General features: G+C 63.5%; 7 protein-coding genes. 4 read left to right on the forward strand and 3 right to left on the reverse strand.

What is annotated here, in order from left to right; genetic code table 11:
- Window positions 1–26: 26 nt before the first annotated feature.
- Entirely contained in the window at window positions 27–12,917 is a 12,891-nt protein-coding gene (locus ACTD9P_RS18090; RefSeq protein ID WP_438868773.1) for a non-ribosomal peptide synthetase, read from the forward strand.
- Window positions 12,918–13,225: 308 nt separating this feature from the next.
- Here ACTD9P_RS18090 and dsbG read toward each other — a convergent pair whose 3' ends face one another.
- The 3 genes from dsbG to dsbD are packed head-to-tail and all read right to left on the reverse strand — an operon-like array spanning window position 13,226 to window position 16,541.
- Entirely contained in the window at window positions 13,226–13,987 is a 762-nt protein-coding gene (gene dsbG, locus ACTD9P_RS18095) for a thiol:disulfide interchange protein DsbG (protein WP_099487224.1), read from the reverse strand.
- A complete protein-coding gene (locus tag ACTD9P_RS18100; RefSeq protein WP_438868774.1) occupies window positions 13,963–14,814 on the reverse strand; it encodes a prolipoprotein diacylglyceryl transferase family protein in 852 nt (283 codons plus the stop codon). Before ACTD9P_RS18100 ends, dsbG begins: the two co-directional genes overlap by 25 nt.
- Window positions 14,814–16,541, reverse strand: coding sequence for a protein-disulfide reductase DsbD (gene dsbD / locus ACTD9P_RS18105; RefSeq protein WP_438868775.1), 1,728 nt, complete (start codon window positions 16,539–16,541; stop codon window positions 14,814–14,816). Before dsbD ends, ACTD9P_RS18100 begins: the two co-directional genes overlap by 1 nt.
- 163 nt (window positions 16,542–16,704) lie before the next feature.
- Between dsbD and ACTD9P_RS18110 the strand changes: the two genes are divergently transcribed.
- The 3 genes from ACTD9P_RS18110 to ACTD9P_RS18120 all read left to right on the forward strand — a co-directional run bounded on the left by ACTD9P_RS18110 (window position 16,705) and on the right by ACTD9P_RS18120 (window position 19,598).
- Entirely contained in the window at window positions 16,705–17,385 is a 681-nt protein-coding gene (locus ACTD9P_RS18110) for a response regulator (protein WP_017134987.1), read from the forward strand.
- Window positions 17,385–18,707 carry an ATP-binding protein gene (locus tag ACTD9P_RS18115; protein ID WP_438868776.1) on the forward strand — a complete coding sequence of 441 codons (1,323 nt, stop codon included), beginning with the start codon at window positions 17,385–17,387 and terminating at the stop codon, window positions 18,705–18,707. The genes ACTD9P_RS18110 and ACTD9P_RS18115 overlap by 1 nt, the downstream gene beginning before the upstream one ends.
- Before the next feature lie 123 nt (window positions 18,708–18,830).
- A complete protein-coding gene (locus tag ACTD9P_RS18120) occupies window positions 18,831–19,598 on the forward strand; it encodes an N-acetylmuramoyl-L-alanine amidase (RefSeq protein WP_438868777.1) in 768 nt (255 codons plus the stop codon).
- The last annotated feature ends 143 nt before the right edge of the window (window positions 19,599–19,741 follow it).

The raw sequence follows: 19,741 nt of genomic DNA on the forward strand, positions 1-19,741 counted from the left end.
GTAAGCCGATTTCAGGCAGGAACCCCATGATGGACGCCTTCGAACTTCCCCGCACCCTGGTCCAGTCCCTCCAACGCCGCGCCGCGCAGACGCCGGACCAGGTGGCCCTGCGCTTCCTTGCCGAATCCGCCGCCGATAGCGTTGTGCTCAGTTACCGCGACCTCGACCAGCGCGCCCGCACCCTTGCCGCCGCCTTGCAGGCCAATGCGGCATTGGGTGACCGTGCGGTGCTGCTGTTCCCCAGCGGCCCGGATTACGTCGCGGCGTTCTTTGGTTGCCTGTACGCCGGGGTCATCGCCGTGCCGGCTTATCCGCCGGAATCCACCAAGCGTCACCATCAGGAGCGCCTGCTGTCGATCATCAGCGATGCCGAGCCGCGCCTGCTGCTGACCATCGCCAGCCTGGCGGACGGCCTGGCGCAGATCGAAAACGCACCACCGGTATTGAGCGTCGATACCCTGCAGACCACCGGCAATTGGGTCGAGCCCGAGCTGCAAGCGGACGATATCGCCTTCCTGCAATACACCTCTGGCTCAACGGCGCTGCCCAAGGGCGTGCAAGTCAGCCACGGCAACCTGGTGGCCAATGAAGTGCTGATCCGTCGCGGCTTCGGCATTGATCTGAACCCGGATGACGTGATCGTCAGCTGGCTGCCGCTGTACCACGACATGGGCCTGATCGGCGGCTTGCTGCAACCCATCTTCAGTGGCGTGCCCTGTGTGTTGATGTCGCCGGCGTACTTCCTCGGCCGGCCATTGCGCTGGCTGCAAGCGATCAGCGAATACGGCGGCACCATCAGCGGCGGGCCGGATTTCGCCTATCGGCTGTGCAGTGAGCGGGTCAGTGAAACGGCCCTGGAACGCCTGGACTTGAGCAAGTGGCGCGTGGCCTATTCGGGCTCCGAGCCGATCCGCCTCGACACCCTGGAACGCTTCGCCGAGAAGTTTGCCGCGTGTGGTTTCACCCCGAATAATTTCTTCGCCTCCTACGGGCTGGCCGAGGCGACTTTGTTTGTCGCCGGTGGCACCCGTGGTCAAGGCATCCCCGCGTTGCGTGTGGATGAGCAGGCGCTGGCCGCCAACCGCGCTGAACCGGGGCAGGGCAGCGCGATCATGAGTTGCGGCACGAGCCAGCCGGAACACGCGGTGCTGATCGCCGACCCGCACACCCTCACCGAACTGCCCGACAACAACGTTGGCGAACTCTGGGCCGCCGGCCCCAGCATCGCCCACGGCTACTGGCGCAACCCCGAAGCCAGCGCCAAGACCTTTGTACAACACGCGGGGCGCACCTGGCTGCGCACCGGCGACCTGGGTTTTATCCGTGACGGCGAGGTGTACATTACCGGTCGCCTCAAAGACCTGCTGATCGTGCGCGGCCACAACCTGTACCCGCAAGACATCGAGCAGACCGTCGAGCGTGAAGTCGAAGTGGTGCGCAAGGGCCGTGTCGCCGCCTTTGCCGTGCAGGACCACGGCCTGGAAGGCATTGGCATTGCCGCAGAAATCAGCCGCAGCGTGCAAAAAATCCTGCCGCCCGAGGCCTTGATCAAGGCGATTCGCCAAGCGGTGGCCGAGGCTTATCAAGAAGCCCCGAGCGTGGTGGTGTTGCTCAACCCCGGCGCCTTGCCCAAGACCTCCAGCGGCAAGGTGCAGCGTTCGGCCTGCGCGCTGCGTCATGCCGATGGCAGCCTCGACAGCTACGCGCAGTTCCCGAATCTGCAAGCCCAGGCCAGCGATGCGCTGCTTGAATCCGAACTGCAAAAGCAGATTGCAGCGATCTGGTGCGAGCAGTTGCAGGTCGCAACGGTGGCGGCCGATGACCATTTCTTCCTGCTCGGCGGCAACTCCATCACCGCCACCCAGGTGGTCGCGCGCCTGCGTGAAACCCTGGGCCTGGAGCTGAACCTGCGCCTGCTGTTCGAAGCGCCAACGCTCTCGGCGTTCGCCGCCAATGTGGCGCAGTTGCAGCAAGACGGCGGCATTGCCCAAGGCGCGATCCAGGCCTTGTCACGCCAGGACGACCTGCCGCAATCCCTGGCGCAGAACCGCCTGTGGATCACCTGGCAACTGGACCCGCACAGCAGCGCCTACACCATCCCCGGCGCCCTGCGTTTGCGCGGCGAGCTGGACGAGGATGCGGTGCGCGCGAGCTTCCAGCAGTTGATCCAGCGCCACGAAGCCTTGCGCACACGCTTCTATGAGCGCGATGGCCAAGCCTTGCAGCGTGTCGAGGCCAACACGGGTTTCGAGCTGCAAGTAATCGACCTCAGCAACCTGCCCGCCGCCGAACGCGAAGCCCGCGCGCAGCAGATCCGCGAGGACGAAGCACGCACCCAGTTCGACCTGGAAAAAGGCCCGTTGCTGTGGGTAACACTGGTGCGCCTGGACGATGAAGATCACCAACTGCTGGTGACCTTGCACCACATCATCGCCGACGGTTGGTCGCTCAACATTCTGATCGACGAATTCTCGCGCCTGTACGCCGCCGCGAGCCAAGGCCAAACCCTGGAGCTGCCACCACTGGCCCTGCAATACGCCGACTACGGCAGCTGGCAGCGCCAATGGCTGGCCGAAGGCGAAGGCCAGCGGCAATTGGCGTATTGGAAGGCGCAATTGGGTGAGGAACACCCGGCCCTGAGCCTGGCCACCGATCATCCACGCTCTGCGCAGCACATCAAGAGTGCCTCGCGCCACAGCGTGCGCTTGAACGCGACGCTCAGCGAAGCCATTCGCCGGGCCGCTCAAGCCCATGAGTCCACACCGTTCATGTTGTTGCTGGCGGCGTTCCAGAGCCTGCTCTACCGCTACAGCGGCCAGCGCGATATTCGCATCGGCGTGCCCAACGCCAACCGCCCGCGCCAGGAAACCCAAGGCCTGATTGGCTTCTTCATCAACACTTTGGTGCTGCGCGTTGAGCTGGACGGGCGCCTGCCATTCAATCAGCTGTTGGCTGCCACGCGCCAGGCTGCGCTGGGTGCCCAGGCCCATCAGGACCTGCCTTTCGAACAACTGCTGGAAGCTTTCCCGCAGGCCCGCGAACAAGGCCTGTTCCAGGTCATGTTCAACCACCAGCAACGCGATTTGAGCGCCTTGCGCCGCTTGCCGGGCATGCTTGCCGATGAGCTGCCATGGCACAGCCGCGAAGCCAAGTTCGACCTGCAACTGCACACTGAAGAAGACCGCAACGGGCGCCTGAGCCTGGCGTTCGACTACGCCGATGAGCTGTTCGACAGCGCGACCATCCAGCGCCTGGCCGAGCATTTCGTCAGCCTGCTGCAAGCGGTGTGCGAGCAGCCGGAGCAAGCCATCGGCGACCTCAAGCTGATGCACACAGACGAGCAGCAGCCATGGAGCGAAGCCCCGTGTGCCCCGGCCCAGCAGTGGCTACCCGAATTGCTCAACCAACACACCTCGGACCACACCGCACTGGTCTGGCAAGGCGGCAGCCTGACTTTCGCCCAACTGCACACCCAGGCCAATCGCCTGGCCCACTACCTGCGCGACAAAGGCGTCGGCCCGGATGTGTGCGTGGCCATCGCCGCCGAGCGTTCGCCACAGCTGCTGATTGGCCTGTTGGCAATCATCAAGGCCGGTGGCGCCTATGTGCCGCTCGACCCGGATTACCCCGCCGACCGCCTGGCCTACATGCTCAAGGACAGCGGCGTACACCTGTTGCTGACCCAAACCGCACTGCTTGAACTGCTGCCGGCCACCGAGGGCGTTTGCGTGATCGCCATGGACAGCCTGCACCTGGACAGCTGGCCGACCCAGGCGCCGGGCCTGCACTTGAATCGCGACAACCTTGCTTACGTGATCTACACCTCCGGCTCCACCGGCCAGCCCAAAGGCGTGGGCAATACCCATGCGGCCCTGGCCGAGCGCTTGCAGTGGATGCAGGCCACTTATCAACTGAACGACACCGATGTGCTGATGCAAAAGGCACCGATCAGTTTTGACGTGTCGGTGTGGGAGTGCTTCTGGCCGCTGATCACCGGCTGCCGCCTGGTGCTGGCCGGCCCGGGTGAGCATCGTGACCCGCAGCGCATTGCGCAGCTGGTGCAGGAGCATGGCGTGACCACGCTGCACTTTGTGCCGCCGCTGTTGCAGCTGTTTATTGATGAGCCGTTGGTGGCTGAGTGCACCAGCCTGCGGCGTCTGTTCTCTGGCGGCGAAGCCTTGCCCGCCGAGCTGCGTAACCGCGTATTGGCGCAGCTGCCGGCGGTACAACTGCACAACCGTTATGGCCCGACCGAAACCGCGATCAACGTGACCCACTGGCATTGCCAGGTTGCGGATGGCGAGCGCTCGCCCATCGGCCGGCCGCTGGGCAATGTGATCTGCCGCGTGCTCGATGAGCAGCTCAACCCGTTGCCGGCCGGTGTGCCGGGTGAACTGTGCATCGGCGGCATCGGCCTGGCGCGCGGTTACCTGGGCCGCGCCGGGCTCACCGCCGAACGCTTTGTGGCTGACCCGTTGGGCGAACCCGGCACCCGCCTGTACCGCACCGGCGACCGTGTGCGTTGGAGCGCCGATGGCGTGCTCGAATACCTCGGCCGCCTTGATCAGCAGGTTAAATTGCGTGGCTTTCGTGTAGAGCCTGAAGAAATCGAGGCACGTATGTTGGCCCTGGACGGTATCGCCCAGGCCGTGGTGTTGGTGCGTGATGCGCAGTTGATCGGCTACTACACGGCGCCTACCGAGCTGGACGAAAAGCAGGTGAAAACCGCTCTGGCCGCCGAGCTGCCGGAATACATGGTGCCCGCCTTGCTGATGCGCCTGGCTGCCATGCCCCTGAGCCCCAGCGGCAAACTCGACCGCCGTGCCTTGCCCGAACCGGTGTGGCAAACCCGCGAGCACATCGAGCCGCAAACGCCGTTGCAGCAGCAGATTGCCGCGATCTGGCGCCAAGTGCTGGGCCTGCCACGTATCGGCCTGGGCGACGACTTTTTCGCCCTCGGCGGCCACTCGTTGCTGGCCACGCAAATCATCTCGCGCACCCGCCAGGCCTGCGACGTCGAGTTGCCGTTGCGCACCTTGTTCGAAGCCAGCGAGCTGGGCACATTTGCCGAGCAGGTCGGCTTGATCCAGGCTTCGGGCCAACGCAATCAGCAAACCGCAATCGCCAGGGTCGACCGCAGCGCGCCGGTGCCGCTCTCCTATTCCCAACAACGCATGTGGTTCCTGTGGCAGATGGAACCCGACAGCCCGGCCTACAACGTCGGCGGCATGGCGCGCCTGCGCGGCGTGCTGGACGTGGGGCGCTTTGAGGCGGCCTTGCAGGCACTGATCATGCGCCACGAAACCCTGCGCACCACCTTCCCGAGCGTCGATGGCGTGGCGTATCAGAAGGTCGCGGCGCAAACCGGCTTGCGCATGGACTGGCAGGATTTCTCCGCGCTCACCGAGGCTGAGCGTCAGCAGCGCCTGCAAGATTTTGCCGATCAGGAAGCGCACACGCCGTTCAACCTGGAAACCGGGCCGCTGTTGCGCGCTTGCGTGGTCAAGGCCGGTGAGCAGGAGCACTACTTCGTGCTGACCCTGCACCATATCGTCACCGAAGGCTGGGCGATGGACATCTTTGCCCGTGAACTCGGCGCACTGTACGAGGCGTTTATCGACGAACGTGACTCGCCGCTGGCGCCGCTGACGGTGCAATACCTCGACTACAGCGTGTGGCAGCGCCAGTGGCTGGAGTCCGGTGAGCGCCAGCGCCAACTGGATTACTGGACCGCGCAACTGGGCCATGAGCATCCTTTGCTCGAACTGCCCGCCGACCGCCCACGGCCACCGGTGCAAAGCCATCAGGGCGAGCTGTACCGCTTTGACCTGAGCGATGACTTGGCCGCTCGCGTGCGCGCCTTCAACGCCGAGCGCGGCCTGACGCTGTTCATGACCATGACCGCCACCCTGGCGGTGTTGCTCTACCGCTACAGCGGCCAGACCGACCTGCGCATCGGCGCGCCGGTGGCCAACCGCATTCGCCCGGAAAGCGAAGGGCTGATCGGCGCGTTCCTCAATACCCAGGTGCTGCGTTGCCAGCTCGATGGGCAGATGAATGTGGCCGAGTTGTTCGAGCAGGTGCGCCATACCGTGATCGAAGGCCAGTCGCACCAGGACCTGCCATTCGATCATCTGGTGGAAGCCCTGCAACCACCGCGCAGCGCGGCCTATAACCCGCTGTTCCAGGTGATGTGCAACGTGCAGCGCTGGGAGTTCCAGCAGAGCCGCCAACTGGCGGGCATGACCGTCGAATACCTGGTCAACGATGCGCGGGCGACCAAGTTCGACCTCAACCTGGAAGTCACCGACCTCGACCATCGCCTGGGTTGTTGCCTGACCTACAGCACCGACTTGTTCGACGAGCCGCGTATTGCGCGGATGGCCGCTCACTGGCAAAACCTGTTGGAAGCGTTGATCGCCAACCCGCAACAGCGACTGAGCGAGTTGCCCTTGCTGACCGCCACTGAGCAGCGCGCATTGCACAGCAGCCTGGGTATCGAGGCGGGTGAACACCGTCTGGATCAGTGCATTCACCCATTGTTCAGCCACCAAGCCGTGGCTCGCCCGGATGCAGCGGCGTTGACCTTTGCCGGGGTTACGCTCAGTTATCGCGAACTGGACGAGCGCGCCAACCGCCTGGCGTGGATGCTGCGTGAGCGCGGCGTTGGCCCGCAGGTGCGGGTCGGCCTGGCGCTGCCGCGTTCGCTGGAAATGGTCATTGGCCTGCTGGCGATCCTCAAGGCCGGCGGCGCTTATGTGCCGCTGGACCCGGAATACCCGCTCGACCGCCTGCACTACATGATCGAAGACAGCGGCATCGGCCTGCTGCTCAGTGATGCGGCGATGTTCGAAGCCCTTGGCGAGCTGCCTGCTACCGTGGCGTGCTGGTGCCTGGAAGATGACTTGCCGGTGCTGGCCAATTACCCCGCCGACGCGCTGCCGTTTATCAGCCTGCCGCAACATCAGGCGTACCTGATCTACACCTCCGGCTCCACCGGCAAGCCGAAAGGCGTGGTGGTGTCCCACGCTGAAATCGCCATGCATTGCCAGGCCGTGATTGCGCGCTTTGGCATGCGCGCGGATGATTGCGAGCTGCACTTCTACTCCATCAACTTCGACGCCGCCACCGAGCGTTTGCTGGTGCCGCTGCTCAGTGGTGCGCAAGTGGTGTTGCGTGCCCAAGGCCAATGGGATGCCGAAGAAATCTGCGCGCTGATCCGCGCCCATGACATCAATATTCTCGGCTTTACCCCAAGCTATGGCAGCCAGTTGGCACAATGGCTGGCGACCCAGCAACAGACCTTGCCGGTGCGCATGTGCATCACCGGCGGCGAGGCGCTGACCGGCGAGCACTTGCAGCGGATTCGTGCGGCGTTCCAGCCCGAGCTGTTTTTCAACGCCTATGGCCCGACCGAAACCGTGGTGATGCCGCTCGCCAGCCTGGCGCCGCAGGTGTTGGAAGAGGGCGTCGCCAGCGTGCCGATCGGCAGCATCATCGGTGCTCGCGTGGCCTATATTCTCGACGCCGACCTGGCGCTGGTGCCCCAAGGCGCGACCGGTGAGTTATATGTGGGCGGCGCCGGTCTGGCCCAGGGTTATCACGAACGTCCTGGCATGACGGCTGAGCGTTTTGTCGCCGATCCGTTTGCTGCCGATGGCGGCCGTTTGTACCGCACCGGCGACCTGGTGCGCCAACGCGCCGACGGCCTGGTGGAGTACCTGGGCCGTATCGACCATCAAGTGAAGATTCGCGGTTTCCGTATTGAACTGGGCGAAATCGAAACGCGCCTGCTGGAGCACCCAGCCGTGCGCGAAGCCGTGGTGCTGGCGCTGGACTCACCCAGTGGTAAACAGCTGGCGGCCTATCTGGTCAGCGACGCCGACCCTGCCACTTTGCGCGAAGCGCTGAAGGCGCACCTCAAGGCGCAACTGCCGGACTACATGGTGCCCGCGCACCTGATCGTGCTCGACAGCATGCCGCTCACTGCCAATGGCAAGCTCGATCGCCGCGCCTTGCCGCAGCCCGATCCTGAGGCCAATCGCCAAACCTACGTGGCGCCACGTAATGAGCTGGAGCAAAGCCTGGCGGCCATTTGGTGCGCGGTGTTGAACGTGCAGCAAGTCGGCCTGGACGATAACTTCTTTGAACTGGGCGGCGACTCGATCCTGTCGATCCAGGTGGTCAGCCGTGCGCGGCAGGCCGGGATTCATTTCAGCCCACGGGATTTGTTCCAGCACCAGACTGTGCAAACCCTGGCCGCTGTGGCTACGCGTACTGAGCAGGTGACTGCCGAGCAAGGCCTGCTCACCGGCAGCTCGGGCCTGACGCCGATCCAGCACTGGTTCTTTGATACCGAGATCCCCAACCGTCAGCACTGGAACCAGGCATTGCTGCTCAAACCGCTGCAGTTGCTCGAGCCCCATCGCCTGGAGCAAGCGCTGCTGGCGGTGCTGGAGCATCACGACGCCTTGCGCCTGAGCTTCTCCAAGCGCGACGCAAAATGGCATGCCGAACACTTGGCCGTGCCCCTAGGCGGCGTGCTGATGCAGGCGCAAGTGCGCGATATGCAGGATTGCACCGCACTGTTCACCGACACTCAACGCAGTCTCGACCTTGAGCACGGCCCGCTGTTGCGCGCCTTGCTGGTGGACGGCCCGCAAGGCCAGCAACGCCTGTTGATCGCGATTCATCACCTGGTGGTGGACGGCGTGTCGTGGCGCGTAGTGCTGGAGGACCTGCAAACGGTTTACCGCCAGTTGAGCGACGGCCAGTCCGTCAGCCTGCCCGCCAAGACCAGCGCATTGCGCGATTGGGCGGCGCGTCTGCGCGCTTATGCCGGCAGCGAGTCCCTGCGTGAAGAATTGAGCCTGTGGCAAGAGCAATTGGCCGGCCCGGCAGTGGCGTTGCCGGTGGAGCGCCCACAGGGATCGCTGCGCAACCGTGAGGCTGAAACCGTCAGCGTGCGCCTGGGCGCCGAACACACGCGGCAGTTGCTGCAACAGGCGCCGAGCGCGTATCGCACCCAAGTCAATGACCTGCTGCTGACCGCCTTGGCCCGCGTGCTGTGCCGCTGGACGGGGCACGCCTCGACCTTGATCCAACTGGAAGGCCATGGCCGTGAAACCTTGTTCGATGAAATCGACCTGACCCGCAGCGTCGGCTGGTTCACCAGTGCTTACCCGTTGCGCCTGACGCCGCAAGCCGGGCAGGGCGACTCGATCAAGGCCATCAAGGAACAACTGCGCGGCGTGCCGCACAAAGGCCTGGGTTATGGCGTGCTGCGTTACCTGGCGGACGATCAGTGCAAACAGGCCATGGCCGCGCTGCCGACGGCGCAGATCACCTTCAACTACCTCGGCCAGTTCGACCAGAGCTTCGGCGCCGATGCGCTGTTTCATCCGCTGGATGAGTCGGCCGGCCTGGCCCACGACCCGGATGCGCCACTGCCCAATGAGCTGAGTGTCGACAGCCAGGTGTACGGCGGCGAATTGGTGCTGCGCTGGACTTTCAGCCGTGAGCGCCATAACCAACAGACCATCCATGAGCTGGCCGATGCCTATGTGGCAGAGCTGCAAAGCCTGACCGAGCATTGCCTCAACGACGAGGCGGGTGGCCTGACGCCGTCCGACTTCCCGCTGGCGCACCTGACTCAGGCACAGCTCGACAGCCTGCCGGTGCCGGCCCACGTCATCGAAGACGTCTACCCGCTGACGCCCATGCAGGAGGGCCTGCTGCTGCACACCTTGCTGGAACCGGGCACCGGCCTCTATTACATGCAGGACCGCTACCGCATCAACAGCGCTCTGGACCCCGAGCGTTTCGCCCAGGCCTGGCAGGCGGTGATCGCCCGGCATGAAGCCTTGCGTGCGTCGTTCTGCTGGAACGTCGGCGAGGACATGCTGCAGGTGATCCACAAGCCGGGCAGCACGCCGATTGAGTATCTGGATTGGAGCCATGACCCCGAAGCCGAGCAGGAGCCGCGCCTGCAAGCCTTACTGAAGGCCGAACGCGAGGCCGGTTTTGATCTGCTCAACCAGGCGCCGTTCCACCTGCGGCTGATCCGCGTGGGCGAGGCGCGCTACTGGTTCATGATGAGCAACCACCACATCCTGATCGATGCCTGGTGCCGCTCGTTGCTGATGAATGATTTCTTCGACATCTACATGGCCCTGGGTGAGGGCCGTGAGGCGCAACTGGCCACGCCGCCACGCTACCGCGATTACATTGCCTGGCTGCAACGTCAGAACCTGAATGAAGCGCGCCAGTGGTGGCAACAGAACCTGCAAGGCTTTGAACGCACCACGCCGATCCCGAGCGACCGGCCATTCCTGCGTGAACACGCAGGCCACAGCGGCGGCATGGTGGTGGGCGATTGCTACACCCGCCTGGATGCCCGCGACGGTGCGCAATTGCGCGAACTGGCCCAGGCCCATCAACTCACCGTCAACACCTTCGCCCAGGCGGCGTGGGCGTTGGTGCTGCGGCGTTTGAGCGGTGATCGCGACGTGTTGTTCGGCGTCACGGTGGCCGGGCGCCCAGTGGAAATGCCCGAGATGCAACGCACCGTGGGCCTGTTCATCAACAGCATCGCGCTGCGGGTGAAACTGCCGCAAGACGACCAGCCTTGCAGCGTGCGCCAGTGGCTGAGCGGCCTGCTCGACAGCAATATGCAACTGCGTGAATATGAATACCTGCCGCTGGTGACTATCCAGGAACACAGCGAACTGCCCAAGGGCCAGCCGCTGTTCGACAGCCTGTTTGTGTTTGAAAACGCGCCAGTGGAAGTTTCGGTACTGGACCGTGCGCAAAGCCTGAACGCCACCTCGGACTCCGGCCGCACCCACACCAACTTCCCGCTGACGGCGGTGTGTTATCCGGGCGATGACCTCGGGCTGCACCTGTCCTACGATCAGCGTTATTTCGATGAGACCACCGTGCAAGGCATGCTTGGCGAGTTCAAGCGCCTGCTGCTGGCGCTGGTGCAGGGCTTCCATGGGGATATGGCCGACCTGCCGCTGATCGGTGCGCAGGAGCGGGCGTTCCTGGTCGACGGCTGCAACCAGAGCGAACACGACTACCCGCTGGAGCGCAGTTACATCGAGCTGTTCGAAGCGCAGGTGGCGCAGCATCCGCAGCGCATCGCCGCCAGTTGCCTGGACCAGCAATGGACCTATGACACCTTGAACCGCCGCAGTAACGGCCTGGGCTACGCGCTGATCGAAGCCGGTCTCGGGCTGGATCAGCCGGTGGCGCTGCTGGCCGAGCGCAACCTGGATTTGCTCGGCATGATCATCGGCAGCTTCAAGGCTGGTGCCGGTTACTTGCCGCTGGACCCAGGCCTGCCAAGCCAGCGCCTGAGCCGCATCATCGACCTGAGCCGCACGCCGTTGCTGGTGTGCACCCAGGCGTGCCGCGAGCAGGCGATTGAATTGCTGGACGGCACCGACTGCCAGTTGCTGGTCTGGGAAGAAGTGCCTGGCCGTGGGGAAAACCCGGGCATCTACAGCGCGCCGGATAACCTCGCCTATGTGATCTACACCTCCGGCTCCACGGGGTTGCCCAAAGGCGTGATGGTGGAACAGCGCGGCATGCTCAATAACCAGTTGAGCAAGGTGCCGTATCTGCAACTGAGCGAGGCAGATGTGATCGCGCAGACCGCTTCGCAGAGTTTCGATATTTCTGTGTGGCAGTTCCTCGCCGCGCCGCTGTTTGGCGCGCGGGTGGATATTGTGCCGAACAGCATCGCCCATGACCCGCAGGGTTTGTTGGCGCACGTGCAGGCCCAAGGTATTACCGTGCTGGAGAGCGTGCCGTCGCTGATCCAGGGCATGCTGGCCCAGGAGCGCATGAGCCTGGATGGTTTGCGCTGGATGCTGCCGACGGGTGAGGCAATGCCGCCGGAGCTGGCGCACCAGTGGTTGCGGCGTTACCCGCAGATTGGTTTGGTCAATGCTTATGGCCCGGCGGAGTGTTCCGATGACGTGGCGTTCTTCCTCGTTGACCTGGCGTCGACCCGTGGCACGTATCTACCGATTGGCACGCCGACCGACAACAACCGTTTGTACCTGCTCGACGGTGCGCTGGAGCTGGTGCCGCAAGGGGCAGTGGGTGAGTTGTGTGTGGCTGGCACGGGCGTAGGGCGTGGTTATGTCAGCGACCCGTTGCGCACCGCCCAGGTGTTTGTGCCGAACCCGTTTGGCGCGCCGGGCGAGCGCTTGTACCGCACCGGCGACCTGGCGCGTCGGCGCAGCGATGGCGTGCTGGAATATGTCGGGCGTATCGACCATCAGGTGAAAATTCGCGGTTACCGCATCGAACTGGGTGAAATCGAAGCGCGGCTGCATGAACAGCCGGATGTGCGGGATGTGGCAGTCGGCGTGCAGGAAGGCGTCAACGGCAAGCATTTGGTGGGTTACCTGGTGGCGACGGATGCAGCGCTGAATCCAGGCGAGCGCCTGGACCGCATCAAGCAACGCCTGCGCGCGGAATTGCCGGAATACATGGTGCCGCTGCACTGGCTGTGGCTCGACCGCCTGCCGTTGAACGCCAATGGCAAGCTGGACCGCAAGGCACTGCCGGCACTGGAGATTGGCCAGTTGCACAGCCAGGATTACCTGGCGCCACGCAACGAGTTGGAAGCGACCTTGGCGGCGATTTGGGCTGAGGTGCTGAAGGTCGGGAGGGTGGGCGTGCAGGACAACTTCTTCGAGCTGGGCGGGCATTCGTTGCTGGCTACGCAGATTGCTTCGCGCGTACAGAAAACCCTGCAACGGGATGTGCCGCTGCGGGCAATGTTCGAGTGCAGCACGGTGGCGGAGTTGGCCGAGTATATCGACGGCCTGGCGGCCAATGAGATCAGTGAGGAGAAGGTGGATCGCTTGAGTGATTTGATGGCGGAGTTGGAAGGCTTGTAACTGATCGTTCCCACGCTCCGCGTGGGAATGCAGCCCAGGACGCTCTGCGTCCCAAAGCGTGACGCAGAGCGTCACCTGAGGCATTCCCACGCAGAGCGTGGGGAACGATCTGATGGGCTATTTTGGCCCGAGAATCTTCACCAGCTTATCCGGCGACGGCGCGCCTTGCTGTTGCTGCAAGCCGCCCTTCACTGATCGTTCCCACGCTCTGCGTGGGAATGCAGCCCAGGACGCTCTGCGTCCCAAAGCGTGACGCAGAGCGTCACCTGAGGCATTCCCACGCAGAGCGTAGGGAACGATCTGATGGGCTATTTAGGGCCGAGAATCTTCACCAACTTATCCGGCGACGGCGCGCCTTGCTGTTGCTGCAAGCCGCCCTTGTCATCCCGATAGAAAATCGCCGGTGTTGCCGACAGTTCCAGCTCTTCCATCAACTTCATGTTGGCATCGAGCTTGGCTTCGATATCTGCCGGGATCTTGTCCAGCGCCTGCAATTTGCTGCCCTTGCCGGCGGCTTCGTGTTCTTCCAGGGCTTTTTGCGGGTCTTTGGCAGCCAGCAGCGCGGCGGATTTGCCTGGGCTGTCTTCGCGAATGATGCCGACCATGATGTGGCGCAATTGCACCTTGCCGGCCTTGACCCACGGGCGTGCCTGTTCCCAGAACATGTTGCAGTACGGGCAGTTGGGGTCACTGAACAGGTAGACGATGCGCGGCGCGTTTTTGTCGCCGTCCTGGATCCAGTTGCTGTGTTCCATCTTGGCCCAGACTTCCTTGGCCATCGGCGCGTACACCAGTTTTTCCAGCGGCGCGCTGCTCAGGTCATTGCCTTGGGCGTCGTACAGGTTACCGGCCAGCACACTTTTACCGTCGGCGGTCAGGTACAGGGCCATACCACGGTTCTGGTATTGCGCAGCATAACCAGTGAGGCCGCTGGGCGCGTCGAACTTGCCGAGGATCTTGGCGCCCTTGGCTTCGATCTGTTTGATCGGCGCCGGCCAGTCTTCGGCCTGGGCCAGTGTGGCCGCGAGTGTCAGCGGCAGCAGGGTCAGCAGGTGGCGGAGTCTTGGCATGTCGGTTTCCTTGTGGCAGCAGGGGCAGTGTCGAAGGGTTCCATGGCACGGGCCAGGCTGGCCTGGGACAGTTCGCCCAGGTGGCTGTTGATCAGGCGCCCATCGGCTTGGTAGAACAGGGTTGTCGGCAGGGCCATGGAGCCCACGGCCTGGCCGAGGCGGCCGCTGGCATCAAACAGCACGTTGTCGAGGGTCAGGCCTTGGGTGGCGAGAAAGGTGCTGACGCTTTGCATGCTTTCGGCCTGGTTGACGAACAGGAAAGTCACGTCCGGGCGTTGGTGCTGTGCGCGTTCCAGCACCGGCATCTCGCGGCGGCACGGCGGGCACCAGGTGGCCCAGAGGTTGATCACCAGCGGGCCGCCTTTGTAGTCGGCCAGTTGCACCACATCGCCATTGGCATTGCGCAAGGTGATGTCCGGCAGTTGCGAGCCCTTGTCGTAAAGGCTCAAGGACACACTGGTCAGGCCCCAGAACACCAGGCCAGTGACCACCCCGGCACTCAACGGTTTGCGCATGGCAGGGCGGCGCCAGCCGTAGAACAAGGCGCCCAGCACCAGCGCGATCACGCCGGGCCAGGGCAGGAAGCCGCCGTCGCGCAGGTCGACCATTTGCAGTGGGTCGTGGCGGTAGTCGCTCCAGTACATCAGTACAAAGCTTAAGCGTGCCACCAGCATGCCCAGCAGGAACAGGCTGAACAGCACCGATTCGGGGTTTTCACCGCCGCGCTTGGCCACGCGCCAACCCACCAGCGTGGCGAGGATCAGCGCGCTGATCAGCAGGATGTGATTCAGGGCGATGGCGAACGTACCGATGGTCAGGGTCAGCATCAGCGTGCGTCTCGGGTTTGCGTCCAGCGTTGCAGGAAGGCGGCGGCATCCACTTCGCCGGTGATGCGTTGGGCGCGGCGTTCTTCACCGTCCGGGCCGATCCACACGAAGCTCGGTGGCCCCGGCACCTTGTAGCGCCCGAGCAGCTCGCGGCTGGCGGCGTTGTCGGCGGTGACGTCCAGGCGCAACAGGTGCACGTCTTTAAGCGCGTCCATCACCTGGGGTTGGCCGAAGACTTGTTTCTCCATGATTTTGCATGACACGCACCAGTCGGCGTAGTAGTCCACCAGCACCCATTGGCCCTGGGCCTTGGCGCTGTCGAGCTGGCTTTGCAGCACGGCGGGGTCATTGATGGTCATGAACGCGTCGTGGGCGCTCGGCGCAGCAGCGACCTTCGAACCGCTGTAGACCTTCAACGGTTGCCACAGGTCGTCGCTGCCACCGGCCGCGCCGACTACCAGCAGCGCGCCCCACAGGCCCAGCACCAGCGAGCCGGCGCCGAATACCTTGGCCGCCAGCCCGTATTCGCGGGCCAGTGTCCAGCCGCAGTAGGCCATCACCAGCGCCAAGGCGCCCCACAGGCCGAGCCACAGGCTTTCGCCAACCACCGGGCGGATCATCAGCACGGCGGTACCGAGGAACAGGAAGCCGAAGATGCCCTTGAGCACGTTCATCCAGGTGCCCGGCTTGGGCAGGAAACGGTTGCCCACGGTTACCAGCAGCAACAGCGGAATGCCGATGCCGATGCCCATGGCGAACAGGATCAAACCGCCGTGCAGCGCGTTGCCGCTCTGGGCGATATACAGCAGGGCGCCTGCCAGTGGTGCGGTCATGCACGGGCCGACCAACAGGCCGGACAGCGCACCGAGAATACCGGCGCCGACCAGGCTGCCGCCGCTTTGCTGACGGCTGACGTTGTCCAGGCGATCACGCAGGAAGGTCGGCAGTTGCAGTTCAAAGAAGCCGAACATCGGCAGGGCCAGGATCACAAACAGCGCGGCAAAGCTGCCAAGGATCCACGGCGTTTGCAGGAGCGCGGCAAGGTTGCCGCCCAGCAGCGCAGCCAATACGCCGAGCGCCGCATACACCAGCGCCATGCACACCACATAGCTGCTGGCCAGGGCAAAGCCGCGACGGGGGCTGGCGCCGCTGCCTACCACCAGGCCCGCGAGGATCGGCAGCATCGGCAGCGAGCACGGGGCAAACGCCAGCAGCAGGCCCAGGCCGAAGAACACCAGCAGGCTCCAACCCAGGCTGCGCTGTTGCAGGCCGCTGGCCAGGCTTTGGTCCTGGGCTTGCGCGGTCGCCGCTACGGCCGGGTTGCCACCCAGGTCTACAGTGATCGATTGTGGCGGGTAGCACAGGCCGGCATCGGCGCAGCCCTGCCAGCCGAGCATGAGTTGGCCGGTGGCGCCAGCCGGGATCTTCACTTCCAGGCCCTGGCGGTACACTTGCTGCTCGCCGAAAAACTCATCGCTGTGGGCTTCACCTTGCGGCAGCACGGGCTTTTCAGCCAGGCCGTCGAACTTCATGCGCTGCTGATAAAGGTAATATCCGTCGGCAATCTGCCAATACAGCTGGGTTTCGCCGCTTTCAAGACGTTCGGAGGTAAAGGTGAATGCTTTGCCCACCGGCAGGAAATCGGGTTTGGTCTCGAATGGATTGCCCGGCGCGGCCTGGGCGAACCCTGCGAATAACACCAGCAGAAAGGTAAACAGATACCGCATGGTCAAGCCTTAGTTCGATGCAAGTTAGGCACACAATGTGTGGTGTTGATTAACCGATGATTAACCGGGCGCTATTCTAAACTGAGCCTGTCGGTTTTCACGGCATAATCGGCGCTTAATCCGCCCGACCTTTAATTCCCCCATCTTTCATGAAGGGTTAACCATGCACGTACTGGTCTGTGAAGACGACGAACTGATCGCCAGCGGCATCGTGGCCGGGCTTGGCGCCCAGGGCTTTACCGTCGAGCGCGTGGCTTCGGCCGCCGCCGCACGCGCGATGCTCAAGGCCGCCACGTTCGACATCATGGTGCTCGACCTCGGCCTGCCCGATGAAGACGGCCTCAAGTTGTTGCAGCAACAGCGCAGCCAGGGCCTGGAAATCCCGGTGCTGATCCTTACCGCGCGCGATTCAGTCACCAACCGTGTCGACGGCCTGCAAGCCGGTGCCGATGACTACCTGCTCAAACCCTTCGACCTGCGCGAGCTTGCCGCACGCCTGCAAACCCTGCTGCGCCGGGTGGCAGGGCGCCGGGTCAACCTGATCGAACATGGCCAACTGGCCTACGACCCCAGCAGCCGCGAAACCTTCCTGGCCGGCCAGCCGGTCGACCTGTCGCGTCGCGAGCAAGCCTTGTTGCAGGCGCTGTTGCATAACAAGGGCCGCGTATTGTCCAGCGAACAGCTCAAGGACAGCGTCTACGGCTTCAACGACGAACTGGAAAGCAACGCCCTCAACGTGCACATCCACCACTTGCGCCGCAAATTGGGCAACGGCATCGTCGAAACCGTGCGCGGCCTGGGTTATCGCCTGGGCACGGCGGATGGGGGAGAGGACGCGTCGTGATGAGCTTGCGCCTGCGCCTGACGTTCAAGTTGGGCGCCGCCTTTGTGTTGATCTGGGTCCTGGCTGCCGCCTGGATGCTCAACGATCTGCGCAACCAGATGATGTTTTCCCTCGACCAGCGCCTGGTGGCGTCGGCGCGCATGGTGGCCGGGCTGACCGAGCAGATGCCGGGCCTGGCCAGTGTGAGCGGCGCGCCTACGCATTTGCGCACTGAACAACTCAACGTGCCAGGCGGCATGGCCTGCCAGGTCAGCTCCCTGCGCGGGGAAATCCTGGCGCGCAGCCACATGACCCCGGATGAAGGCCTGGAATCGCGCAAAAGTGGCTTTCGCGATCAGATTATCGACGGTGTGGGCTGGCGCAGCTTCACCTTGTCCCGTGGCGACCTGCTGATCACCACCGCCGACCGCCAGGTGGAGCGCGAGGCGCTGAACCTGTCGATCCTGCTGGCGGCTTCGGTTCCGGTGGGCGTAGCCCTGCTGGGTTGCCTGTGCCTGCTGTGGCTGGGCATCGGCCAAAGCCTGTTGCCGCTTAACCGCATGCGCGATGCCTTGATGCGCCGCAGTGCCGATTCCCTCGAACCGCTGCAGATTCACCCGCTGCCCAGCGAGTTGAAGCCGCTGCTCGACACCCAGAACCAGCTGTTGCAACGCATCGCCAAGACCATCGAGCGCGAGCGCCGCCTGACCGGCGATGCCGCCCATGAACTGCGCAGCCCGCTGACGGCGATCAAAACCCACCTGCAAGTGGCTCGCATGACCGACGGCGCGGCCCGTGACCAGTCCCTGGCCCACGCCGAAGAGGGCGCCGACCGCTTGCATCGCACCCTGGAGCAATTGCTGCTGCTGGCGCGGGTCGAGGGCAGCCTGTCGTTTGACGATGGCTTGCAATCGAGCGCCGAACAAGTGGCGCGGCTGGCGATTCAGGATGCCAATGCGGGCGATAACCGCCGCATCGACCTGATCCTGGCGGACAACCTCACGCAAGCGCCTGTGGAAATGCCGGTGGCCCTGGCGGTAGCGGCCTTGCGTAACCTGTTGGATAACGCGCTGCGCCATACGCCGGGTGACACTCGCGTTGAGCTGAGCGTGTTCACCAGCGCCGACACGGTGGTGTTTCGCGTGCGCGACCATGGCAAGCAGATTTCTGCCGAAGACCTGCAATACCTCACCCAACGTTTCTGGCGTAATGGCAGCAGCGAGGGCTGTGGCTTGGGCTTGGCGATCGTGCAAGCCATCGTGCAGCGCTGTTCCTGCTCGCTGAAATTCGACAGCCAACCGGACGGTCTGCGGGTCGACTTGGGCATGCCGCTGCGGCGCTGAACACTTTTCTTCAAACACTAAATAGTTACCGCCAGCCTGAAATCCATCCCTTCAGGATGGCGGTAATTTTTTTGCGTTTGAACGGGCTGAATGACTCGGCCTGTATTGAAAAGGATGGTTCTTATGTTAGTGATTGACAGCAGTTTCCCTTCCAGGGATTTTAATCAGCGCAACGGCGAACCCGTGCGGCAGATCATCCTGCACTACACCGCAGCGCCCTTTGCAGCGTCTTTGCGCACGCTGACTCGAGGGGGCGTCAGTGCGCACTATTTGCTCCCGGATCCTGATGAACCCAGCTACCACGCTGCCGGTTATGACGAGCTGCGGGTGTTTCGCCTGGTGGACGAGGATAAACGTGCCTGGCATGCCGGGGTTAGCCATTGGTGTGGGCGCGATAACCTCAACAACGGTGCGATTGGTATCGAGATTATCAACCTGGCGCGGGACGATGGCGGGGTGTTTACCTTTCCCGAGTATGGCCGGGAGCAGGTCGATATGTTGATTGCGCTGGTTGGCGACATTCTTGGGCGTTACCCGCAAATGGGGCCTATGGATGTGCTCGGGCATTCAGATGTGGCGTATTGGCGCAAGAGTGATCCTGGGCCTCGGTTGCCCTGGCAATGCTTGTTCGAGGCCGGGATCGGTGCCTGGTTTGATGAGGCAACACGGGCGATGTATCAGCGGCGGTTTTGCCTTGGGTTGCCGCCGGAGGTGGAGCTGGAACGGGCGTTTCAGCGGTTCGGGTATAAACCGGCCTTGAATCGTCGTGAGTTTGAACTGCGCACGCGGGCGTTTCAGATGCGCTTTCGGCAGCGGGATTATTGTGGCGCGTTGGATGGCGAGACGTGCGCGATTTTGTATGCGTTGAATGAGCGGTATCGGGGGATTTGAGTGGTTGTTTGGTGGGGTACATATCCGTTGCTGCGGTAACGGCCGCTTATGGTTCCGCTCTTACAGCGGGTCACTTTTGCAAGGACCGGAATGCCGGCCCAGTCAAAAGTAACCAAAAGGTCCTCGCCCCACCACTCGGCACC

Source organism: Pseudomonas onubensis (assembly GCF_965653655.1).
Lineage (GTDB): Bacteria > Pseudomonadota > Gammaproteobacteria > Pseudomonadales > Pseudomonadaceae > Aquipseudomonas.

Excerpts from the sequence above, each read along its gene's own strand:
- ACTD9P_RS18090 (WP_438868773.1), top strand. The coding sequence starts at position 27 with ATGATGGACGCCTTCGAACTTCCCCGCACCCTGGTCCAGTCCCTCCAA.
- dsbG (WP_099487224.1), bottom strand. The coding sequence starts at position 13,987 with ATGCCAAGACTCCGCCACCTGCTGACCCTGCTGCCGCTGACACTCGCG.
- ACTD9P_RS18100 (WP_438868774.1), bottom strand. The coding sequence starts at position 14,814 with ATGCTGACCCTGACCATCGGTACGTTCGCCATCGCCCTGAATCACATC.
- dsbD (WP_438868775.1), bottom strand. The coding sequence starts at position 16,541 with ATGCGGTATCTGTTTACCTTTCTGCTGGTGTTATTCGCAGGGTTCGCC.
- ACTD9P_RS18110 (WP_017134987.1), top strand. The coding sequence starts at position 16,705 with ATGCACGTACTGGTCTGTGAAGACGACGAACTGATCGCCAGCGGCATC.
- ACTD9P_RS18115 (WP_438868776.1), top strand. The coding sequence starts at position 17,385 with ATGAGCTTGCGCCTGCGCCTGACGTTCAAGTTGGGCGCCGCCTTTGTG.
- ACTD9P_RS18120 (WP_438868777.1), top strand. The coding sequence starts at position 18,831 with ATGTTAGTGATTGACAGCAGTTTCCCTTCCAGGGATTTTAATCAGCGC.